The following is a 19,977-nucleotide window of genomic DNA, read 5'->3' as shown; positions in this document are numbered from 1 at the left end:
TTGAGCATGATCTCCGCGCAAACGCGGTCCGCGTTTGTCGCGAGGGAAAACCGCTGCACACTTTTCCGGATCATGCTCGCTTCACCACCGGTATTCGAAGCCGACCGTGCCCTGATGTGACGTCAGCTCGTTACGGAACTTGCCGTCGTAGTTGATGTAGAGCCGCGCGGTGTTGGTCAGGCTGAGCGAGGCCGAGGCGCCGGCGTCCATGCCGTAGCGGCCCTCGCCGATGCCGGGCACGACGATGCTTTGAGTTCCGAGGCTGACCTGCACCGATCCCAGGTTCTGATAGAAATTGTCGACGAACTTGCCGTAGGCCGACAGGTCCAGAATCTTCTGGTCGTAGATGAAGTAGCGCCCGATCTCCGCGCCGATCATCACGCGCGCGCGTGAGAGTGCAGTGGAGCCAACGTTCAGTGGGTCGAGCCCTCCGGACTCCTGGAACGCGACGCTGGTGGCGCGCACATATTCGAGCGCGCCCTTGGGCACGACGCGCATCTGGTCCTTGGTCCAGTAATAGCTGATCTCGGTCAGCGCGCCGTCGACGGCGGCGCGATAGCCCGCGGTCGCAAGACCGGCGCCGGTGTCCCGGCTGGAATGGACCTTGCCGAAACCGTGCACCACCGCGAACGCCCAGGTCCACGGTCCCTTGTCGACCGAGCCGTTGAAGCCGATTTGCGTCAGGTCGAGCGTCGCCGACTGCAGCGCCAGCGGCACGTCGACGTCGGTGTGGCTCTGATCGATGGAGAAGCCGAGATTGACGCCCGGCGCGACCCGTGCGCCGAAGCCGGCAACGCCGCCAAAGGTCTTGCGCTTGTCGCCGACGAAATCGCCCTGCGCGTCGGTCCGCACCGAGATGGCGTAGCCCTCGAACCAGGTGCGATAGCGCGGATCTTCCGTGCTCGCCGAGGCGCCGCCACCGCCGGGATTGGTGCGGAACGCGCGGTTGACGCCGCCCGAGGCCTGGTTGCCCAGCCGCTCCAGAAAATTCGAGCCGAGATTGAGCGCGCTGTTGCCCGCCGATAGGTCGTAATTGGTCGAGGTTGGCATCGGGACCGGGGTCGGCGATGCCGTAGGCGTCGGGGTCGGTGTGGGCGTCGGACTTTGCGCGAAGCCTGGCGTCGCCGACATCATCGCGACGAGCGCAAGCGCCAAGACTGCAAAGGACTTGGCTGCAAAGGACTTGGCTGCAATGGTCCTGGCGGCCACAGTCGCGACCCGGCGGACACGGTCCAGCCCGATCGTCTGCCGTGTCCCGGACAGCTGCGAGGTGCAGCACATGATGACTAATCCCGAAGCAAAATGGCGGCCCGCAAAAATGCAACACGAGCTGCGGCACGTGCGGCGATTTGTGCCGAACTGCCACGGAGGGTCAACCAGTTGGCGCACCATGGCCGAGGCTATTGCCCGGATTGTGGTTCCCCTGCCACAGGTCGCAAATAGCAGACGGTGACATCCCGGCCGACCTTGAAATCCGTGCGCGGCTTGCTAACGCGCGATTTTCATGTTGCAATATTGGACACAATCGGAATTGGCCGCTCGGCTGTGCGTTTCGCGACAATGAGACTCGAACAGACTTCCGGAAGCCCGTTTGTGGCGTGGCACGCGAAAAAGCGGCCGCGTCGTTTTTGTATCTAGTGGAGGAGACTGAGGATGCCGCAAAAGGGCACCGTCAAATGGTTCAACCCGACAAAGGGCTATGGGTTCATCAAGCCGAACGGCAGCGATAAGGACGTGTTCGTCCACATCTCCGCCGTCGAGCGTGCGGGACTTTCCACCCTCAATGAAAACCAGGTGGTTGAATACGACCTCGTGGAAAACCGCGGCAAAGCATCCGCGGAAAACCTCAAGGTCTCCTGATTTCTCTCGAGCCCAGGCGCGCGAGATCATGACGTTGCCCCCGGCTCTGCCGGGGGATTTTGTTTGCGAAGACGAGTATTCTGCGAGGGCGCTTCAGCGCACCACCGGCGAAAGCAGAAAATTCTCCGACGGTCCGCTGCCGTCCGTCCTGCACACATCGCCCTCGATCCGGACCTTGCCGGTCGCGAGCAGCCGCAGCGCCTCGGGATAGATGCGATGCTCGACTTCGAGGATGCGCTCCGAGAGCGTGTCCGCGGTGTCGTGGTCGCTGACGGGAACCGCGCCCTGCATCACGATCGGGCCGGCATCGGTCTCGGGGATGACGAAGTGCACCGTCGCGCCAGACAGTTTGACCCCGGCGCGCAAGGCCTGACCGTGCGGGTCGAGGCCGGGGAACGAGGGCAATAGCGAGGGATGGATGTTCAGCATCCGCCCGTACCAGGCCCTGGTGAATTCCGCCGTGAACAGGCGCATGAAGCCGCCGAGACAGATCAGCTCGATGCCGTGCTGATCGAGCGCCGCCTGCAGCACCTTTTCGAAGCCGGCGCGGTCCTTGCCGAACGGCTTGCTCTCGATCACCAGCGTGTTCACGCCGCTCGCCCTGGCCCGTTCGAGCCCGAGCGCGCCGGCCTTGTTCGAGATCACGAGCGAGATCTCCGCCGGGAAATCCGGCGCAGCCGCAGCCCTGATCAACGCGGACATGTTGGAACCGCGGCCGGAGATCAGGATGGCGACGCGGCGCTTCATCACAGCGCCAGATCGAGGTGGCCGTTATAGACGACGCGGTGCTCGCCCTCGGCCGGGATCACGGTGCCGAGCTGCGCCACCGTTTCGCCGGCGTCGCTGAAGACCTGCACGACCTCGTCGACCTTGTCGGGCTCGACGATCGCGATCATGCCGATGCCGCAGTTGAAGGTGCGCAGCATTTCGAGCTCGGCGATACCGGCCTGCGCGGCCAGCCATTTGAAAACCGGAAGCACCGGCAGGCGCGCGAGATCGATGCCGACGCCAAGATGGTTCGGCAGCACGCGCGGGATGTTGTCGGTGAAACCGCCGCCGGTGATGTGGGCAAGCCCCTTCACCGCGCCGGTCTCGCGGATCGCACGCAGGCAGGATTTGACGTAGAGCCGCGTCGGCGTCAGCAGCGCGCCGCCGAGCGTCATGACGGGCGCGAACGGCGCCGGCGCCTCGAAGCCCAGGCCGGACTGCTCGACGATCTTGCGCACCAGCGAGAAGCCGTTGGAGTGCACGCCCGACGAGGCCAGCCCGATCACGGCATCGCCCGCGGCGATGTCCTTGCGCGGCAACAGCGTACCGCGCTCCGCGGCCCCGACGGCAAAGCCGCCGAGATCGTAATCGCCGTCCTTGTAGAGGCCGGGCATCTCGGCAGTCTCGCCCCCGATCAGGGCGCAGCCGGATTCGCGGCAGCCTTCGGCGACGCCGGCGACGATCGAGGCGGTCGCCTCCGGGTCGAGCTTGCCGCAGGCGAAATAGTCCAGGAAGAACAGCGGCTCGGCGCCCTGCACCACGAGGTCGTTGACGCTCATGGCGACGAGGTCGATGCCGATTCCGCCGTGCAGCCCGGTCTCGATCGCGATCTTGACCTTGGTGCCGACGCCGTCGGTCGCGGCGACCAGGACGGGATCCTTGAAACCGGCCGCCTTGAGGTCGAACAGGCCGCCGAATCCGCCGATCTCGGCGTCGGCGCCAGGCCGTGCGGTGGCGCGCACCATCGGCTTGATCAGGTCGACCAGGCGGTTGCCCGCGTCGATATCGACGCCTGAATCGGCGTAGGTGAGGCCGTTTTTGCGGTCGGTCATGCCCGATTTCCAGTGGGTTTGCGGCTGGTTACGTCGAATTCCGGGGACGCGCAATGGCTCGCATGGCGCACCTCCGTATACTATGTAGAGATATCAACCGGTTCAGCCTCGAAGGGGGCCGGATTCGAGGTCAGACCGGGTGCCAGGACGCGCCGCGTGAGTATTCCGAATATCATTACCCTGGGCCGCATCATGCTGGTCCCGATCATCGTCTGGGCGATCGTGTCGAGCCAAATGGAGGTGGCATTCGCCGTCTTCCTCATTGCCGGCATCAGCGACGCGGTCGACGGCTTCCTCGCCAAACGCTTCAACATGACGAGCGAGCTCGGGGCCCTGCTCGATCCGCTCGCCGACAAGGCCCTGCTGGTCTCGATCTACCTGGCGCTCGGCATCTGGGGCGACATTCCGCGCTGGATCGTGATCCTGGTGGTGTCGCGCGACATCATGATCGTCGCCGCCGTAATCGTGTCCTGGCTGTTCGACAAGCCGGTCGAGATGAAGCCGTCGAAGGTGTCGAAGCTCAACACAGCAGCCCAGGTCGCCTATGCGGCGCTGGTGCTGGCCTCCCTCGCCTTCGGCTTCAACCCGGCCCCCTATGATAAGGTCCTGATGGGCCTCGTCACGGTCTTCACGCTCGCCTCCGTGTCGCTCTATCTTGTCGAGTGGCTGCGGCACATGAGCACCATCGAGGCCAAATGAGCCGGGATGCGGCCCCGCAAAAGGCCAACTCCCGCTCGATGAAGTCGAATCTCTTCAAACAAGCCGGCATGCCGGCACGGAGCAAAGCAAGCGTGGCAGGCCGCGTTCATCCCCGACAATTGGCGTTCTCGCTTCCGCATGCGGAGAGCCTCAGCCGGGACAATTTCCTCGAAGGCCCCGCCAACGCAGCCGGTCTTGCCCTGATCGATGCTTGGCCGGAATGGCCGAACCGGATCATGTGGCTGGCCGGCCCGGAAGGCAGCGGCAAGAGCCATCTCGCCGCGATCTGGGCCGAGGTTTCAGGCGCCCGCTCGACCGCGGCCAATGGGCTGACCGCCGAGACCGTCCCGGGCGCGCTCGCCACGGGTGCGCTGGTGGTCGAGGATCTCAGGGCCAGGGCGTTCGACGAGCGCGCCCTGTTCCACCTGATGAACCTCGCCCGCGAGGATGGCGCCTATGTGCTCTTCACCGGCCGCGAGGTACCGGCATCGATCGAGATCGATCTGCGCGACCTGCGCTCGCGGCTGCGCGCCGTGCCCGTCATCTCGCTGCTGCCGCCCGACGACCAGCTCTTCCGCGGCCTGATCGTCAAATTCTGCACCGACCGCCAACTCGCCGTGGACGAGAGCGTGGTCGGCTACCTCGCCACCCGCCTGGAGCGGTCTTCGGCCGCCGCGCGGGAGGCCGTGGAACGGCTCGACAGCGAGGCCCTGCGCCTCGGTCGCCCCGTCACGCGGGCGCTGGCCGCCGAGCTGCTTCGGGACGCCTGACCCGGCCCCCCGGCTCCAAGGCCGCTTGACGGCGCGCGGCGGCGGAACATCAATGTCATCGAAACGTCATCGGACTAACACATGCTCCCGGCGGTTTTGCGCATAAGTCGCAAATTGGGGCGAACTGGATGGACCGACTTCTGATGGACTCTGCGCAAGCTGTTGAAATTAAAGAAAAAGCTCCGGAGACCGAGGGCCTTCCGGCGATTGCCTCGAGCCCCGAGCGCTTCATCAATCGCGAGCTATCCTGGCTGCATTTCAACCGCCGCGTCCTGGAGGAAGCGGTCAATCCCAGCCACCCCATGCTGGAGCGGGTGCGATTCCTGTCGATTTCAGCGAATAACCTCGACGAATTCTTCATGGTCCGCGTCGCCGGCATCAAAGCCCAGGTGCGCGAGGGCATTGCCGAGCGTAGCCCCGACGGCCTGACGCCGTCGGAGCAGCTCGCGCTGATCAACCGCACCGTCTCGCAGCTTGCCTCCGACCAGCAGGCGATCTGGCGCGACCTGCGCGGCACACTGGCTGACGTCGGCATCGTGCTGGTCGACGGCAAGGACGTCACCAAGGCGGAGCGGACCTGGATCGAGGACTACTTCCTCAACAACGTGTTCCCGCTGTTGACCCCGCTCGCGATCGACCCGGCTCACCCCTTCCCGTTCATTCCGAGCCTCGGCTTCACCATCGCGCTCCAGCTGACGCGCGCCGCCGACGGCAAGCAGATGAACGCGCTGATCCGCATGCCCGGCAAGATCGACCGCTTCATCCGGTTGCCGGCCGAGGGCAAGGTCGTCCGGCTGATCTCGCTGGAGCAGGCGACCGGGCTGTTCATCAACCGCCTGTTCCCCGGCTACAATCTCCACGGCCAGGGCGCCTTCCGCATCATCCGCGACTCCGAGCTCGAAATCGAGGAAGAGGCCGAAGACCTCGTCCGCCTGTTCGAGACCGCACTGAAGCGCCGCCGCCGCGGGTCGGTGATCCGGCTCGAGATCGACGCCAAGATGCCGGAGGAATTGCGCAGCTTCGTGCAGCATGCGCTCTCGGCCGCCGATGACGAGGTGTTCCTGGTCGACGGCGTGCTCGCCATGAACGAGCTCTCGCAGCTGACCCGCCTCGACCGGCCCGATCTCGAATTCACCCCTTACGTGCCGCGCCATCCCGAGCGCGTGCGTGAGCACGGCGGCGACATCTTCGCCGCGATCCGGCAGAAGGACCTCGTCGTCCACCACCCCTACGAATCCTTCGACGTGGTCGTGCAGTTCCTCCAGCAGGCCGCGCGCGACCCGGACGTGGTCGCGATCAAGCAGACGCTCTACCGCACCTCCAACAACTCGCCGATCGTGCGTACGCTTGCCGAGGCTGCCGAAGCCGGCAAGTCCGTCACTGCGCTGATCGAACTCAAGGCACGCTTCGACGAGGAGGCCAACATCCGCTGGGCGCGCGACCTTGAGCGCGCCGGCGTGCAGGTCGTCTACGGCTTCCTCGAACTGAAGACGCACGCGAAGCTGTCGATGGTGGTGCGCCGCGAGGGCGGCGGCCTCACCACTTACGTCCACACCGGCACCGGCAACTATCACCCCGTCACCGCGCGCATCTACACCGACCTCTCCTATTTCACCTCGGACCCGACCATCGGCCGCGATGCCGCGCGCGTGTTCAACTTCATCACCGGCTATGCCGCGCCGAGCGACCTGGAAAAGATGGCGGTGTCGCCGCTGACCTTGCGCAAGCGCATCATCGAGCACATCCAGGGCGAAACGGCGCATGCGCGGCATGGCCGGCCCGGCGCGGTCTGGATGAAGATGAATGCGCTGGTCGACCCCGACATCATCGACGCGCTCTACGAGGCCTCACAAGCCGGCGTTCAGGTCGAGCTCGTGGTGCGCGGCATCTGTTGCCTCAGGCCCGGCATTCCGGGGCTGTCGGAGAACATCCGCGTCAAGTCGATCATCGGGCGCTTCCTGGAACACGGCCGAATCTATTGCTTCGGCATGGGCCAAGGCCTGCCGAGCGCGAAAGCGGCTGTGTATATCTCGTCGGCCGATATGATGCCGCGCAACCTCGACCGCCGCGTCGAGGTGCTGTGTCCGCTGCAAAATCCCACGGTGCATCAGCAGGTTCTCGAGCAGATCATGGTCGCGAACCTGAAGGACAATGAGCAGAGCTGGCAATTGTTGCCGGACGGGTCCTCAACGCGTATGAAGACCGCGAAGGGCGAGGAGCCTTTCAACGTCCACAACTACTTCATGACAAATCCGAGTCTGTCTGGCCGTGGAAAGTCGCTCAAGGAATCCTCTCCGCGCCGTCTCACGCGCCGTAATGAACGTCATCAATCCTGATCCGGGATTCCCGACGTGAAGCGGCCGCGCAAGCGCGGCTCGAGCGTCGCGGTCATCGACATCGGTTCCAACTCGGTCCGTCTCGTCGTCTACGAGGGACTGACGCGGAGCCTCATTCCGATCTTCAACGAGAAGACGCTGTGCGGCCTCGGGCGCGAGGTGCAGAGCACGGGCCTGCTTGCGCCCGACGCCGTCGACAAGGCCCTGACCTCGCTCAAGCGTTTCCGGGCGCTGTGCCGCGTGATGCAGGTCGGACGCGTCTTCGCGATCGCCACCGCAGCCTGCCGCGACGCCTCCAACGGCCCCGACTTCATCGCGAAAGCCGAGCGCATCTGCGCCGTTAAGATCGAGATCCTGTCGGGCCCGCGCGAGGCGCGGCTGTCGGCGCTTGGCGTGATCTCCGGCATCCATCATCCCGATGGTATCGTCGGCGATCTCGGCGGCGGCTCGCTCGAACTGATCGACGTGCGCAAGAACAGCGTGCGCAGCGGCGTGACGCTGCCGCTCGGCGGCCTCGCGCTCCAGGATCTCGCGCACAAATCGCTCAAGCGCGCCGACCGCATCGTACGCGAGGAGCTCGACGAGGTGCCGCAGCTCGCCGCCGGTCGCGGCCGCACCTTCTACGCCGTCGGCGGCACCTGGCGCGCGCTCGCGCGCATCCACATCATCCAGAGCGGCTACTCGCTGCAGGTGATGCACGGCTACTCCATCTCCGCGGCCGAAGCGCTCGACTTTTCCCGCAGGTTACGGCGGCTCGCAGCCGCAGGCATGCTGGCCGACATCGAGATCGTCGCGGATGCAAGGCGCCCGCTCCTGACCTATGCGGCGCTCGTGCTCGAGCACATCATTCGGGTGGCGAAACCCAAATCCATCGTGTTCTCGACCTTCGGCGTGCGCGAGGGCCTGCTGCATGAGAAGCTGCCGGAGTCCGAGCGCAACAAGGACGGGCTGATCTGTGCCGCGGAAGAGCTCAATCAGCTGCTGTCGCGTTCGGCAAAGCACGCCCGCGAGCTGATCGCATGGACCGACCGCCTCGTTCGCGTGGTGAAGCTGCGCGAGACCGAGGAAGACCGCCGCTTGCGCCACACCGCGTGCCTGCTCTCCGACATCGGCTGGCGCGTGCATCCCGACCATCGCGGCGAGCAGACGCTGAGCCTCGTCGTCAACGGCAATTTCGGCGCGATCACCCACACCGAGCGCGCCTTCGTCGGCCTGTCCGTGTTCTACCGCTATGCCGGCCTGAGCGAGGAGAACCAGCCGCCGGTGACCATGCAGGAGCTGCTGACACCGGCCCAGCTCGAGCGTGCCCGCCTACTGGGCGCGGCGTTCCGCGTGGCCCATCTGATCTCGGCGGCACGCCCGGGCGTGCTGCCGGCGACGCATTTCCGCAGCCAGGGCCGCAATCTGATGCTGGTGTTCGAGCACCGGCTCGGGGACCTCGTCGCCGACCGCGTCGGCAGCCGCTTCCGCGCCCTCGCCCGCCTGATTGGACGGGCCGGCTCGATCGTCCGGCGCTAGAAACTTATTCGATCGAAGCCGTTTATTCCGCCGAGGCCTTGGCGTGACGCTCGGAGGACTCCAGCGCGGCCGCACTCAGGCTGCGCCGGCGCCAGATGGAACCGACGACCAGCACGACGATGACGCCGAGCACTGCGCAGAGATATTCACCGCCTCCGCCGCCATGGGTGAATTGCGGCGGAATGCGGAATGCGCCGAGCATGTTGTCCAGCGAGGCGCCGAGCGGACCGTCGAACAGCGTGTGCAGCCTCGGCGCGATGCCGGGATCGGTCGCGATCACCTCGCCCGAGATCCAGCCGAGCAACGCCGCACCGGCCCATACCAGGACCGGCAGCTTTGCGAGCAGCGCCATGATCAGCGCCGCACCGGCGACGATCAAGGGAACACTGATGGCGAGACCGAGGATCAGCAGCGGAACGCTGCCATTGGCGGCGGCGGCAACCGCAATGACGTTGTCGAGGCTCATGACGATATCGGCGACGACGACGATCTGAATCGCCTGCCAGAGATGCGAGGCGGACTCGACGCCCTCCTCGTCCTCATTCTCCGGCACCAGGAGCTTGGCCGCGATCACGATCAGCGCGAGACCGCCGACGAGCTTGAGATACGGCAGCTCCATCAGGCTCGCGACGATGCCGGTGAAGATGATCCGCAGCATCACGGCGGCGCCGGCGCCGAAGATCATGCCCCACAGCCGGTGCCGCGGCTTGAGGCCGCGGCAGGCGAGCGCGATCACCAGCGCGTTGTCGCCGGAGAGCAGGATGTTGATCCAGATGATCTTGCCGACCGCAATCCAGAAGGTCGGTTCGGCCATCTCGTTGCGGAACTGGGTGAAGAATGCCCCGATCGTAGCGGGATCGAAGATCTGCCAGAGCCAGCTCACAATACGTCCTTTCGCCCCGTCGATTTAACTTAGCGGCTGATGGATCAGCCGACGATCTCGTTGCCCGAGAAGAACTGCGCGATTTCGATCGCGGCGGTCTCCGGCGCGTCCGAGCCGTGAGCGGAATTCTCGCCGATCGACTTTGCGTAGAGCTTGCGGATGGTGCCGTCGGCGGCCTTGGACGGATCGGTCGCGCCCATCGCGTCGCGGTACTTGGCGATGGCGCCCTCGGCTTCCAGCACCTGGACCACCACGGGGCCCGAGGTCATGAACTCGACCAGCTCGCCGAAGAACGGGCGCGCCTTGTGGACGGCATAGAAGGTCTCGGCCTGTTCCCTGGTCATCCGGATGCGCTTCTGCGCGACGATACGCAGGCCCGCCTTCTCGATCACGGCGTTAACCGCACCGGTCAGGTTACGGGCGGTCGCATCGGGCTTGATGATCGAGAAAGTGCGTTCGAGGGCCATAATCTTGTCCTTGGGAAGAAAAGCAGTGGTTCGGAGTTGCGGGGCTTATATCGGCGCCATCGCCGGACGGCAAGCGACCGCAAAAGCGGCCTCACAGGCGCTTCGCCGCAGGGGCCGCCCCCGGGATTCCAGCATGGATGACAACAATTTCATCCAGATGAACCCAATCTGAAACCCCCGTGAGGGTTCGGTTCAGCTTCGCCGGCATAAGGTCGGGCCTATCGAAACCGAAAGCCCGACCATCAGGCGGACCGTTTCGGCGGCCTTTCCATCGACGCGATAGCCCCGCGCCGGCAGTCTTTAGGAGATCACCATGTTGAGGAAACTTTCGCTTGCCGCTGTCGCCGCGGTTGCGCTGGGTGCCGCGCTGGCACCGACCTCGGCCTCCGCCCACTGGCATGGCGGCGGCTGGCATGGCGGCGGTGGCGGCTGGGGCCATCACGGCTGGGGTGGCCCGCGTTTTTACGCCCGCGGTCCCGTCGTCTCCTACGGTTATGGCGGCTGCTATGTGCGCCGGCTGGTCCCGACCCCCTGGGGACCCCGCTGGCGGATGATCAACCGCTGCTACTGAGCCCGACAGCACCTTTCCATGGGTACCTAGGCCCCCCAGGTACCTTCCAAGCGAAGCCCCGGCGCTCCCCTGCGCCGGGGCTTTGTATTTCAGCCGATACGACGGCTTCATACAATTTTTACTAGAAGGCCGGGCAATCTCCGCGAGTGGCGAAACCATTTGGGAGGCCAAGGACTTGGTACCGTGTCGTTACTTTGAGAACACGGAACCCCGCGATGGCCGGCTTTTTTGCCACTGACAGCGACCAGATCGACCGGCGCACCAGTCGTTCGATTTGCGATGCCGTGGGCGAACGGCTTCAGCAGAGCCTGCGCCCCGAACCCCGGCTGCCGACGCACCTCGAACAGCTCCTCGACGAGTTGAAGAAGCGCGATCGCGATTCGCACTGACTTGAGGCTCACGGAAAAACGGGTTGCGTTCGACGCGCCTTGCGGTGACAAGGCCGCATGCTGTCCATCACCGACCTCTCCATCCGCCTCGCCGGACGCCTTCTGATTGACCAGAGTTCCGTGCAGATCACGCCCGGATCGCGCGTCGGCATGGTCGGGCGCAACGGCACCGGCAAGTCGACCCTGTTCAAGGTGATCCGCGGCGAGCTGGCGGCCGAGCATGGCACGGTCACCCTGCCGCCACGCTGGCGCGTCGGCAGCCTCGCACAGGAAGCCCCGAACGGGCCCGAAAGCCTGATCTCGGTCGTGCTCAAGGCCGATCTCGAACGTGACGCGCTGCTCGCCGAGGCCGAGAGCGCGACCGATCCGCACCGCATCGCCGAGATCCAGACCCGGCTCGTCGACATCGACGCGCATTCGGCGCCGAGCCGTGCCGCCGCAATCCTCTCCGGCCTTGGCTTCTCCGCCGCCGACCAGCTTCGCCCTTGCGCCGAATTTTCCGGCGGCTGGCGCATGCGCGTCGCGCTCGCCGCGACGCTATTCGCTGCCCCTGACCTGCTGCTGCTCGACGAGCCCACCAACTATCTCGACCTCGAAGGCACGCTGTGGCTCGAGGATCACCTTGCCCATTATCCGCGCACGGTGATCGTGATCAGCCATGACCGCGATCTCCTGGAAAGCTCGGTCGACCAGATCCTGCATCTGGAGCGCGGCAAGCTCACGCTCTACAAGGGCACCTACTCCTCCTTCGAGGAGCAGCGTGCCGCGCGCGAGCTGCTCGACGCCAAGCAGGTCAAGCGCCAGGAAGCCGAACGCGCGCGGCTGCAAGCCTTCGTCGACCGCTTCAAGGCCAAGGCCTCCAAGGCCCGGCAGGCTCAGTCTCGCGTCAAGATGCTGGAGCGGCTCAAGCCGATCACGGCGCTGGTTACCGAGGACGTGCGCGAGATCAGCTTTCCCGCGCCGGAGAAGATCCTGTCGCCGCCGATCATCGCCGTCGACAACGCCGCGGTCGGCTACGATCCGGCGGCGCCCGTGCTCGGCCGCGTCACCTTGCGCATCGACAATGACGACCGCATCGCGCTGCTCGGTGCCAACGGCAACGGCAAGTCGACGCTGGTCAAGCTGCTCGCCGGCCGGCTCGCGCCGTTCTCCGGCAGGGTGACGCGCGCTGACAAGCTGTCGATCGCCTATTTCGCGCAGCATCAGCTCGACGAGCTCAACGAGGACGCCTCCGCCTACGACCACGTCCGCAAGCTGATGGGCGATGCACCCGAAGCCAAAGTGCGGGCCCGCGCCGGCGCGATCGGCTTCTCCGGCAAGGCGGCCGACACCAAGGCCGGCAAACTGTCGGGCGGCGAGAAGGCACGCCTCCTCTTGGGCCTTGCGACCTTCTTCGGCCCCAACATGATCATCCTGGACGAGCCGACCAACCATCTCGACATCGACAGCCGCGCCGCGCTGGCCGAAGCCATCAACGAATTCCCCGGCGCCGTCATCATGGTCTCGCACGATCGCTATCTGATCGAAGCGTGCGCCGACCGGCTCTGGATCGTCGCCGACCGCACCGTCACCAATTACGACGGCGACCTCGACGAGTACCGCCGCCTGGTGCTGTCGACGCGCAACGCCGAACCCGCCCCGCGCGAGCGCAACGGCGCCAGTGAAAAACCGCCGCGCCCGAAGTCAGACAATCGCGGCTCGCTGAAGAAGCGGATCGCGGAAGCCGAAACCGAGATCGCCCGCGTCAGCGACATCATCGCCAAGATCGACACGGCCCTCGCCCTGCCCGACATCTTCACCCGCGATCCCAAGCAGGCCGCGCAACTGTCAAAGGCGCGCGCCAATGCAGCAGATGCGCTGGCGCGCGCGGAGGAGCAGTGGCTCGAGGCGAGCACGCAGTTCGACGAGGCGGCGGGCTAGATTCAAAACCTTGAAAACAACCCCATGCACAGTACGGGTAATAAATTACCCGATAGTAAGTCGCTGAACTGCTTGCTCTTTACCGACCGACCGGCTCAGTCCGCATACTGCCCCGCCGCCTTGATGATCGGCGCCCAGCGATCGACCTCGCTCGTCAGCATCGCACCGAGCGCCTCCGGCGTCGCCTTGTCCTGCGGGACAGGCTCGGTGTTGATATCGTTGAACCGGGCGATCAAAGCGGGATCCCTGAGCGCGGCCTGGAGCGCCGCCGTCAGCTTCTGAACGACGGCAGGCGGCGTGCCCTTGGGCGCGTAGATGCCGTGCCAGACGCCAAGTTCGAAACCCTTGAGGCCCGCCTCGTCGGCGGTCGGCAGATCAGGCAGGCTCTTCAGCCGCTCCTTGGTGGTGATCGCATAGGCCTTGACCTGCTTGGCCGTGATCGGACCCGTGGTGTTCGTCGCCTGATCGCAGGTGAGATCGATCTGCTTGCCAAGCAGATCGTTCATGATCGGACCGTTGCCCTTGTAGGGGACCGTGGTGAGCTGCTTCTGGATCGCCGTCATGAACAGCATGCCGCAGAGATGCGATGCCGCGCCGAGCCCGGCATTGGCGTAAGTCAGCTTGTCGCCCTGCTGTTGGGCGTAGGCGACCAGTTCCTTCAGCGTGTCGGCCGGAAAATCCGGACGCGCGATGATGGTCATCGGCGCATTGGTCACGAGCCCGATCGGCGCAAAGGCGGTCTTCGTGTCATAGCTCAAATTGCGATACAGCGTAGCCGCAGTCGAAATGCCGACGTGATGGACCAGCAGCGTGTACCCGTCCGGCTGGGCGCGCGCAGCGCGGGTCGTGCCGATCGTGCCGCCGGCGCCGGTCGCGTTCTCGACGATGATCTGCTGTCCCAGGGATTTCGCCATGCCCGCTGCGGTCAGGCGGGCGATGGTATCCGTCGGTCCGCCGGCGGCGTACGGCACCAGCACGGTGATGGGTCGCGACGGATAGTCCTGGGCGACCGCCGCGCCAAGCGGCAGAAGCAGAGCCGATACGATCGTGATGAGACGCATGTTCCCTCCGGATTCTTATCGCGCCATAAAAGCGCATCTCCGGCCGCACAGCCATCGGGAAAGCGACGTCAGCAAAAGTGTCGCAACCACGCTCGTGATGGCGCCACAGGCCCATGCGGCTTCCGGTTCTGGCCCATAACTGACGTTCAGCGGCGCTCGGACCAACGTCGGCAAGTGACCAATAGCGGACAGGACTCAAAGCGGACGGGGGCCGCTCGACGCGACCGCATTGCGAAAGCACCGTTCGGGGAGGTTATCTCTTGCCCAAATCCTCTGCGAAACGCAGGAGGTAGCCGTCAGGGTCTTGGACCAAGAATTGCCTGTTGCCGCGCTCCTCTCCTGCGATCCGATACCACGCGTCATGACACTCTCTGAAGAGAGGCCATTTCGCATGCTTTAGTGCATCGAGAAGAGGTGCCACGGAGTCGACGAATATCTGAAAGTTGATCCCGCGTCCCAGTGGTCGTTGCAGAGCCCCAGTTTCCCAGTTGCCATTTTGTTGCTTCAGCATGACCTGGGATCCTTGTAGCTCGATGTACACGAAGCGATTCTCTGGTCGCTGATACGCGATCTGGAAGCCGAGTATCTCGCACCAAAAATTCTTGCTCTGTCCCAAGTCAAAAACGTCTAGCTCAGGGACGAGCCGGGCAAAGCCCCCAGTTGGTAATCTATCTGTTGGTCGTTCCATGGCTCGCCAATCCTCCCGCATTCGTAGTCGATGCAGTGCACTTAGGCACGACGCTACTCTTGCGGGAAAATCAGATATCATTCACCGGACGCCTTGACGATCGCTTTTGGCCCATAGCTGACCCTGCCGCGCTGCCCGCCGACGGTCAGCTTTTGACCCATTGCGGGCTTTCCGAGAAGTCATAGGATCGACCTGCGACGAGGGCGCATCAGTCTTTAGGGGCTAACATTGATCCGCATAGTCATCATTGGAAATGCGGCCGGCGGCAAGTCCACCTTGGCCAACAAAATCTCGACCGCGCGAGGACTGCCTCGCATCGAGGTTGACAAGCTCCTTTGGGAGGAAGGATGGAAGCTCGCTCCCTCAGATGTTTATGAGACTAGGCATGCAGCGGCTATCGCCGGTGATAAGTGGGTCATCGAGGGACTGGGTAGCCAAGGATCGATACCGACACGGGTATCTAGGGCGACAGAGATTGTGCTGATCGACTTGCCTCTTTGGGTTCACTTCGCACTGGCAGCCGAACGTCAAGCCCGCTGGTACCATGAAGATATGCGTCCCGCCGGAATGGATGAGAAGCCACCCACGATGGCGCTATTCAGGACGATGTGGGAGGTCGATCAGCACTGGCTACCAGCCATTCGCGAACTCTGTGGCAGGGCCGAGGAAGCAAAAAAGCTAACTCGGCTTTGTAGTCTCGAAGAAATCGATGCCTATTCGCTGCAGGTAGATCGCCCCTGAGAGAGCTAGGTTGCCGCGCTCGCGCTTGCCGTCCGCTAAGTCTGAGTGAGACATGCCGACCGGGGCAAGCAAAGTCCGCCAGCGGGTACCTTTCGAAAGGCCACCTCAGTGGGGTACTGGCGTTCGAACACGGCCTAGAATAAGCAGCGCCAGAAGCGCAAACGGCCCAAAGATCAAGGCGGTTGAAAGCCAGGCCTTTGTAGATCGGCCGCGGTCGCGCGCCATGTCATAAGCAGCAGGCATACAGGCCATCGCGAAAAGCTGGAAGATCAGCCACGTCGGCATGGGCAACTCCTGATCGCTGTCCAATGATAGCATCGTTGGAACTTTTGTCAGCTTCAATGTCAGTTGTTGGCCCCTAGCCGACGGTCGTCGAGTTGGTCCGAAGGTCCGCTTTCAGCGCCAAAGTGGACCAAGAGCGTTGCCGATCGCGATTTCGGCTTGTGACCCGAAGCGGCCCTAGCTGCCTCGCCGATCGCTCTTCCGGGCAAAGAGTATTAGCAAAGGATATGCTAGCGCCAGAATGAAGATCGCATCGAACAAGTAGACCGTGGTAACGAGTTGCGACCGTCATTGGTTGGCCGATGGACGAGAGTTATCTCGAAAGAATTACTGGCCTCGTACCTCAAGCGAGAGGCGCGCTCGCTAAGCTAAAGATTGACCGGTCGCCTGAAGTGGGATCTACCGCTCCCGCATGATCTCATGCCGGTAGCTCTGCAGCGGCGAGAGCAGATAGCTCAAGATGGTGCGCGAGCCCGTCCTGATCTCCACCGTTACCGCCATGCCCGGCGACAGGCTGACGAGCCGGTCGTCCACCTGCATCTGGGTGCTGTCCAGCGAGATGCGTGCGCCGTAGCTCAGCTCCTGCCCGTTGGGCTCGCTGCTGTCGCGTTGGGTCGCGAGCGCACGGTCGCCGCGCTCCGGCGGACGATCGCGGATGATGGCGTCCTGCGAGACGCTCAGCACCCGGCCTTCCAGAAGGCCGTAGCGGGTGAAATTGAACGTGTCGATCTTGATGGCGACACCCTGCCCGGCCTCGACGAAGCCGATGTCGCGGTTGGAGATCATCGCCTCGATCTCGAGCCGCGTATCGCTCGGCACGATCACGAGCAGCGATTGCGCCGGCGTGACCACGCCGCCGACGGTATGGACCGCAAGCTGCTGCACGACGCCGTCGACCGGTGACGTCAGTTGCTGGAGCTTCGTCCGCTGCTGCGCCTTGATCAGATCCCGCGCAATCCCGTTGGCCTTCTGCTCGCTCTTGGCCAGCTCGTCGGACAGGCTCTTGCGATACTCCGCCCCGGCCTGGGTGCGGGTCTCCCGGATCGCGGCGACGGCCGCCTCGGCCTCCTTCAGGCGGCTGCGCTGAACGCGGAGCTCCTCCTGCTGCTCGATCTGGAGCTGAAGGGTTTCGTAATAGGTCAGCTTCGAGCCGATTTCCTTCTCCATCAGCGTCTTCCGGATATCGACGCGCTGCTGGGTGACCGGCAGCAACGCGTCGAGCTTGTGGATCGTCGCCGCGATGGTCTGATGCTCGGCATCCTTCTGCGCCTCCTGGCGCGCAAGCGCCGCGACCTTGGCGCGATGCTCGCTGACCTGATTGGCGAGAAGCTGCCGCTGCGTCACGACCAGCAAGGGATCGGCGTCCCCTGGCGGCACGAGATCGGCACTGGCATCTTCGCCGCTCGCCAGCGCAGCACGCAGACGCGCGATATTGAGCCGTTCGGCCATGAGATCGTCGTGCAGGCGATCGCGCTCCGCGGCGTTCACGGTCGGGTCGAGCTCGATCAGCAAATCGCCCGATCTGACCGACTGCCCGTCCTGCACGTGGATGGCGCGCACCACGCCGGTCTCGAACGGCTGGACCACCTTGCTTCGCCCGCTCGACACGACCTTCCCGGTTGCGGACGCCACGATGTCGATCGTGCCCAGGGCGGACCATGCGAGCGCCGCGCAAGCCAGCAGCATCAGCGCCGCGCCGGTGGCGCGGCCGGTCGGCGACGGTGGTGTCTCGGTGATCTCCAGCGCCGCGGGCAGAAAGGCGATCTCTTCAGTGCGTCGTCCCTTCACTGTGCGAAAGGGAACGACGGTCTGCTCCGGCCGAGGAGCCGGCGCGGCGCTAGCCGACCTCATAGATCCCTCCCTGGAGACGATGCAGGGCCGCGTAGCGGCCGCCGGTCTTGATCAGCGCATCATGCGTGCCGTCCTCGACCAGACGGCCCCGCTCCAGCGTGAAGATGCGATCGGCGCCGCGGACGGTGGACAGACGATGCGCGATGATCAGGACGGTGCGGCCCCTGGCGATCTCCTTCATGTTGTCGTGGATGATCCGCTCGCTCTCATAATCGAGCGCGCTGGTCGCCTCGTCGAAGATCAGGATGCGGGGATTGGTCACCAGTGCGCGGGCGATCGCGATGCGCTGGCGCTGTCCGCCCGACAGCGTCGAGCCGCGCTCGCCGACCACCGTGTCGTAGCCCTCGGGGAGTTCCAGGATGAAATCATGCGCGCCCGCAAGTTTTGCGGCGTCCACGATGCGGTCCATCGGCAGGGCCGGATCGGCGAGCGCGATGTTGTCGCGAACCGAGCGGTTGAACAGCATGTTGTCCTGGAGCACCACGCCGATCTGCCGGCGCAGCCATGCCGGGTCGGTCATCACCAGGTCCATGCCGTCGATCAGCACGCGGCCGCCCTGGGGCACGTAGAGCCGCTGCACCAGTTTTGCGAACGTGCTCTTGCCCGAGCCCGACGATCCCACGATGCCGACGGTCTGCCCCGCCGGAATATCGAACGAGACGTCGTGCAGGATTTCCGGCCCGTCGAGCCTGTAGCGGAACGCGACGTGCTCGAACCGGATATTGCCCCGGAGCGGCGGCAGCCCCGCTCGTGCCGCGGAGTAAGCCGGCTCCGCGGCGCTGTTGAGAATATCGCCGAGCCGCGCGATCGACAGCCGCGCCTGATGAAAATCCTGCCAGACCTGGGCCAGCCGCAGCACCGGCGCCGAAACGCGGCCCGCAAAGATGTTGAAGGCCACGAGCTCGCCGACGGTCAAAGCGTCCCCGATCACCAGCCGCGCGCCGACATAGAGGATGGCGGCGGTCACGATCTTGCTGACGAATTGCACGAGCTGGCTTGCGGTGTTGCCGAGGCTGGTCACGCCGAAGCTTGCGGAGACATAGCCGGCGAGCTGCTCCTCCCAGCGGCGCTGCATCTGCGGCTCGACCGCCATCGCCTTCAGCGTCTCGATGCCGCTGACGCTCTCGACCAGGAAGGCCTGGTTCTCGGCACCGCGGCGGAATTTCTCGTCCAGCCTGCGACGAAACAGCGGCGTCGCCACCGCCGAGATCGCGATGTAGAACGGGAACGAGCCAAGCACGATGCAGCTCATCAGCGGCGAATAGGCGAACATCACCGCCAGGAACACCGAAGTGAAGAACAGGTCGATGAGAAGCGTCAGCGACGAAGAGGTGATGAAATTTCGGATGTTCTCGAGCTCGCGGACCCGCGCCACGGATTCGCCGACGCGCCTCGCCTGAAACCAGGCCATCGGCAGCGCCAGCAGATGATTGAACAGGCGCGCCCCCAGCTCCACGTCGATGCGGTTGGTCGTGTGCGCAAACAGGTAGCTGCGCAGGATCCCGAGCACGGTGTCGAACAGCGAGACGACGACGAGACCGATGATGAGGACGTCGAGCGTCGACAGCGAGCGGTGGACCAGCACCTTGTCGATCACGACCTGGAAGAACAGCGGCGAGACCAGCGCGAAGAGCTGAAGGAAGAACGAGGCCGCCAGCACCTCACCGAGCAGCCGCCGGTATTTGCCGATCGCACCGATGAACCAGGTGATATCGAAGTGCCGCCCCAGGTCCGATAGCCCGGCGCGCCGGGCCATCATGATCAATCCGCCGTCCCAGATCGCGCACAGCTCGTCGCGATCCATCAGCACCGGGCGCCGCGCCTCCGGCGATTGCACCAGCACCTTGTCGGTGGTCGCCTTGGCGATCACCATGAAGCCGCCGTCACGCAGCATCGCGATCGCAGGCAACGGGCTGGCCGCAAGCCGGCTCCATGTCGTCCGATAGGTTCGCGCCTTCAGTCCGAGAGACCTGGCGCAGCGGACGATGTCCGCTGCGCCGAAGATTGCCGCTCCGGCCCGGTGCCTGAGCTGGTCACGATCGGCCGCAACGCCCTGCAAATGCAGAAGCGTCAGCAGCGCGTCGAGCCCCGTGTCGGTCCCGACCACGTTCGTCGTCATGC

General features: G+C 64.7%; 19 protein-coding genes. 9 read left to right on the top strand and 10 right to left on the bottom strand.

Going from position 1 to position 19,977, the window contains the following annotated elements; translation table 11 throughout:
- Positions 1-81 precede the first annotated feature (81 nt).
- Positions 82-1,281 carry an autotransporter outer membrane beta-barrel domain-containing protein gene (locus NLM25_RS21185; RefSeq protein ID WP_254138241.1) on the bottom strand — a complete coding sequence of 400 codons (1,200 nt, stop codon included), beginning with the start codon at positions 1,279-1,281 and terminating at the stop codon, positions 82-84.
- 372 nt (positions 1,282-1,653) lie between these two features.
- On the opposite strand from NLM25_RS21185, the gene NLM25_RS21180 reads away from it, so the two are divergent.
- Positions 1,654-1,860 carry a cold-shock protein gene (locus tag NLM25_RS21180; protein ID WP_007591938.1) on the top strand — a complete coding sequence of 69 codons (207 nt, stop codon included), beginning with the start codon at positions 1,654-1,656 and terminating at the stop codon, positions 1,858-1,860.
- Positions 1,861-1,953: 93 nt separating this feature from the next.
- Here the strand turns inward: NLM25_RS21180 and purN are convergent, their stop codons facing one another.
- Both purN and purM read right to left on the bottom strand, forming a co-directional pair.
- Positions 1,954-2,607, bottom strand: coding sequence for a phosphoribosylglycinamide formyltransferase (purN, locus tag NLM25_RS21175; protein ID WP_254138240.1), 654 nt, complete (start codon positions 2,605-2,607; stop codon positions 1,954-1,956).
- Positions 2,607-3,680, bottom strand: a complete 1,074-nt coding sequence (gene purM, locus NLM25_RS21170) for a phosphoribosylformylglycinamidine cyclo-ligase (protein WP_254118777.1) — start codon at positions 3,678-3,680, stop codon at positions 2,607-2,609. Before purM ends, purN begins: the two co-directional genes overlap by 1 nt.
- 156 nt (positions 3,681-3,836) lie before the next feature.
- On the opposite strand from purM, the gene NLM25_RS21165 reads away from it, so the two are divergent.
- The 4 genes from NLM25_RS21165 (at position 3,837) to ppx (ending at position 9,003) form a co-directional block, all read left to right on the top strand.
- Complete coding sequence (locus NLM25_RS21165) at positions 3,837-4,379, top strand: CDP-alcohol phosphatidyltransferase family protein (RefSeq protein WP_254118776.1); 543 nt, start codon at positions 3,837-3,839, stop codon at positions 4,377-4,379.
- A 92-nt stretch (positions 4,380-4,471) separates the two neighbouring features.
- Positions 4,472-5,149: a DnaA ATPase domain-containing protein gene (locus NLM25_RS21160; protein ID WP_254138239.1), complete on the top strand. Its 678-nt coding sequence runs from the start codon at positions 4,472-4,474 to the stop codon at positions 5,147-5,149.
- Positions 5,150-5,292: 143 nt separating this feature from the next.
- On the top strand, positions 5,293-7,485 hold the full coding sequence (locus NLM25_RS21155; RefSeq protein ID WP_254141229.1) for an RNA degradosome polyphosphate kinase: 2,193 nt from the start codon (positions 5,293-5,295) through the stop codon (positions 7,483-7,485).
- A gap of 15 nt (positions 7,486-7,500) precedes the next feature.
- Positions 7,501-9,003: an exopolyphosphatase gene (gene ppx / locus NLM25_RS21150; RefSeq protein WP_254118774.1), complete on the top strand. Its 1,503-nt coding sequence runs from the start codon at positions 7,501-7,503 to the stop codon at positions 9,001-9,003.
- A gap of 22 nt (positions 9,004-9,025) precedes the next feature.
- Here ppx and NLM25_RS21145 read toward each other — a convergent pair whose 3' ends face one another.
- Both NLM25_RS21145 and ndk read right to left on the bottom strand, forming a co-directional pair.
- On the bottom strand, positions 9,026-9,886 hold the full coding sequence (locus NLM25_RS21145) for a TerC family protein (protein ID WP_254138238.1): 861 nt from the start codon (positions 9,884-9,886) through the stop codon (positions 9,026-9,028).
- Between the two features lie 44 nt (positions 9,887-9,930).
- Complete coding sequence (gene ndk / locus NLM25_RS21140; protein WP_254118772.1) at positions 9,931-10,353, bottom strand: nucleoside-diphosphate kinase; 423 nt, start codon at positions 10,351-10,353, stop codon at positions 9,931-9,933.
- Positions 10,354-10,666: 313 nt separating this feature from the next.
- On the opposite strand from ndk, the gene NLM25_RS21135 reads away from it, so the two are divergent.
- From NLM25_RS21135 to NLM25_RS21125, 3 genes are all read left to right on the top strand, one after another.
- Positions 10,667-10,924: a sulfur globule protein precursor gene (locus NLM25_RS21135; protein ID WP_254138237.1), complete on the top strand. Its 258-nt coding sequence runs from the start codon at positions 10,667-10,669 to the stop codon at positions 10,922-10,924.
- 215 nt (positions 10,925-11,139) lie between these two features.
- Complete coding sequence (locus tag NLM25_RS21130) at positions 11,140-11,313, top strand: hypothetical protein (protein WP_254138236.1); 174 nt, start codon at positions 11,140-11,142, stop codon at positions 11,311-11,313.
- 57 nt (positions 11,314-11,370) lie between these two features.
- Positions 11,371-13,233, top strand: coding sequence for an ABC-F family ATP-binding cassette domain-containing protein (locus NLM25_RS21125; protein WP_254138235.1), 1,863 nt, complete (start codon positions 11,371-11,373; stop codon positions 13,231-13,233).
- A gap of 95 nt (positions 13,234-13,328) precedes the next feature.
- On the opposite strand, the gene NLM25_RS21120 is transcribed toward NLM25_RS21125, so the two are convergent.
- Positions 13,329-14,294, bottom strand: a complete 966-nt coding sequence (locus tag NLM25_RS21120) for a tripartite tricarboxylate transporter substrate-binding protein (RefSeq protein ID WP_254138234.1) — start codon at positions 14,292-14,294, stop codon at positions 13,329-13,331.
- A 253-nt stretch (positions 14,295-14,547) separates the two neighbouring features.
- Positions 14,548-14,982, bottom strand: a complete 435-nt coding sequence (locus tag NLM25_RS44465) for a bleomycin resistance protein (protein WP_375167839.1) — start codon at positions 14,980-14,982, stop codon at positions 14,548-14,550.
- Positions 14,983-15,210: 228 nt separating this feature from the next.
- Between NLM25_RS44465 and NLM25_RS21115 the strand changes: the two genes are divergently transcribed.
- Entirely contained in the window at positions 15,211-15,723 is a 513-nt protein-coding gene (locus tag NLM25_RS21115) for an adenylate kinase (protein ID WP_254118767.1), read from the top strand.
- Between the two features lie 105 nt (positions 15,724-15,828).
- Here the strand turns inward: NLM25_RS21115 and NLM25_RS21110 are convergent, their stop codons facing one another.
- From NLM25_RS21110 to NLM25_RS21100, 3 genes are all read right to left on the bottom strand, one after another.
- The gene (locus NLM25_RS21110) at positions 15,829-16,008 is read right to left on the bottom strand and encodes a hypothetical protein (RefSeq protein ID WP_254118766.1); all 180 of its coding nucleotides are present in this window, start codon (positions 16,006-16,008) and stop codon (positions 15,829-15,831) included.
- A 396-nt stretch (positions 16,009-16,404) separates the two neighbouring features.
- Complete coding sequence (locus NLM25_RS21105; RefSeq protein WP_254138233.1) at positions 16,405-17,856, bottom strand: HlyD family type I secretion periplasmic adaptor subunit; 1,452 nt, start codon at positions 17,854-17,856, stop codon at positions 16,405-16,407.
- Entirely contained in the window at positions 17,843-19,975 is a 2,133-nt protein-coding gene (locus NLM25_RS21100; protein WP_254138232.1) for a type I secretion system permease/ATPase, read from the bottom strand. Before NLM25_RS21100 ends, NLM25_RS21105 begins: the two co-directional genes overlap by 14 nt.
- Positions 19,976-19,977 lie beyond the last annotated feature (2 nt).

Source organism: Bradyrhizobium sp. CCGB01 (genome assembly GCF_024199795.1).
Lineage (GTDB): Bacteria > Pseudomonadota > Alphaproteobacteria > Rhizobiales > Xanthobacteraceae > Bradyrhizobium.
This window is presented reverse-complemented; position numbering and strand designations above follow the sequence as displayed.

Excerpts from the sequence above, each read along its gene's own strand:
- NLM25_RS21105 (WP_254138233.1), bottom strand. The coding sequence starts at position 17,856 with ATGAGGTCGGCTAGCGCCGCGCCGGCTCCTCGGCCGGAGCAGACCGTC.
- NLM25_RS21185 (WP_254138241.1), bottom strand. The coding sequence starts at position 1,281 with ATGTGCTGCACCTCGCAGCTGTCCGGGACACGGCAGACGATCGGGCTG.
- NLM25_RS21135 (WP_254138237.1), top strand. The coding sequence starts at position 10,667 with ATGTTGAGGAAACTTTCGCTTGCCGCTGTCGCCGCGGTTGCGCTGGGT.
- purN (WP_254138240.1), bottom strand. The coding sequence starts at position 2,607 with ATGAAGCGCCGCGTCGCCATCCTGATCTCCGGCCGCGGTTCCAACATG.
- NLM25_RS21110 (WP_254118766.1), bottom strand. The coding sequence starts at position 16,008 with ATGCCGACGTGGCTGATCTTCCAGCTTTTCGCGATGGCCTGTATGCCT.
- ndk (WP_254118772.1), bottom strand. The coding sequence starts at position 10,353 with ATGGCCCTCGAACGCACTTTCTCGATCATCAAGCCCGATGCGACCGCC.
- NLM25_RS21120 (WP_254138234.1), bottom strand. The coding sequence starts at position 14,294 with ATGCGTCTCATCACGATCGTATCGGCTCTGCTTCTGCCGCTTGGCGCG.
- NLM25_RS21155 (WP_254141229.1), top strand. The coding sequence starts at position 5,293 with ATGGACTCTGCGCAAGCTGTTGAAATTAAAGAAAAAGCTCCGGAGACC.
- NLM25_RS21130 (WP_254138236.1), top strand. The coding sequence starts at position 11,140 with ATGGCCGGCTTTTTTGCCACTGACAGCGACCAGATCGACCGGCGCACC.
- purM (WP_254118777.1), bottom strand. The coding sequence starts at position 3,680 with ATGACCGACCGCAAAAACGGCCTCACCTACGCCGATTCAGGCGTCGAT.
- NLM25_RS21180 (WP_007591938.1), top strand. The coding sequence starts at position 1,654 with ATGCCGCAAAAGGGCACCGTCAAATGGTTCAACCCGACAAAGGGCTAT.
- NLM25_RS21100 (WP_254138232.1), bottom strand. The coding sequence starts at position 19,975 with ATGACGACGAACGTGGTCGGGACCGACACGGGGCTCGACGCGCTGCTG.
- NLM25_RS21125 (WP_254138235.1), top strand. The coding sequence starts at position 11,371 with ATGCTGTCCATCACCGACCTCTCCATCCGCCTCGCCGGACGCCTTCTG.
- NLM25_RS44465 (WP_375167839.1), bottom strand. The coding sequence starts at position 14,982 with ATGGAACGACCAACAGATAGATTACCAACTGGGGGCTTTGCCCGGCTC.